Source organism: Mesorhizobium sp. M0060 (assembly GCF_040323155.1).
In the GTDB taxonomy this organism is placed as follows: domain Bacteria; phylum Pseudomonadota; class Alphaproteobacteria; order Rhizobiales; family Rhizobiaceae; genus Mesorhizobium.
On sequence record NZ_JAMYUP010000182.1, the window covers coordinates 1 to 563 of the forward strand.

The window sequence follows — 563 nt, forward strand, 5'->3', positions numbered from 1 at the left end:
GCGAAACGATTCGTGATCACGTCGATGCAGCTATATGCTGCATAAGTAAGGTCGCCGGCATTCTGCGCCGCGTCGAAGGCGCGTCGCAGGAAGACGCGGCAGATCGTCAACTGCTGCGTCCAGTGCGCGACGTGGACAGCGAAGACCAGATAGACGCGGGCACTGAGGCGATCGAGCCCACGCTTCTCGACCAGATCCAAACCAAGCCTGCCGAAGCGAAACCCTGCCCTGTAGTCTCCGAAGTACGTGCCGAGGATACCGCCCAGCCACGCATAGGCGAGGCATGATCCGTCGCTGTTGCCATGCTCCAAGCTGAGGGCCGCCATCCGACCGACGACGAGGCGAAAAAGATTCAAGTCGGTGAACAAGGCCGGCGACGTGAGGACCGTAAGCACGTCCATGGTTGCGCGCCGATCCGGATCGCTCATCAGCGGCAGGTCAAGCAGTGCTTCGATCGAGCCAGACCCGAGCCGCTGCCACAATCGGTCATAGGACTGGCGGACGTCTTCCGCCGTCGCGTGCCGCGACCACTGGGCGTCAACCCGCTGGAGATAGTCCAGGCC

General features: G+C 62.5%; 1 pseudogene. It reads right to left on the reverse strand.

The annotated features are described in order from the left end of the window. A pseudogene (locus NKJ94_RS37505) lies at window positions 1-563 on the reverse strand (histidine kinase); the annotation flags it as partial.